Consider the following 253-nt stretch of genomic DNA (forward strand, 5'->3'; position numbering starts at 1 on the left):
GGCTTCATGATCGAGTCCGGCAAGCTGGCGCGCTATGAAAGCCACAATGCGAAAGAACTGGCGCCGGGCGGTGGACGGGTCGGGATGAGCGCCGCGCAGATCCAACGCCTCTACCCCGATCACCTCGAAGTGCAGCCCCACAAGTACGAGGATGGCGCCCGGTACCTGCGCATCACCCAGCCCGGGCAGGCCGGCGTGCTGCTGTTCGAGACCGACCCGCAGGGCATCGTGACCCGCTGGCGCGTCGGGCTGC

The 253-nt window shown here is 68.0% G+C and carries 1 protein-coding gene; it reads left to right on the forward strand.

The genetic code is table 11. The annotated features are described in order from the left end of the window. A partial coding sequence (locus SB775_RS31745) for a hypothetical protein (RefSeq protein ID WP_410865265.1) occupies positions 1-253 on the forward strand: 253 nt, incomplete at both ends.

The sequence above is a fragment of the Peribacillus sp. SIMBA_075 genome, from assembly GCF_046534585.1.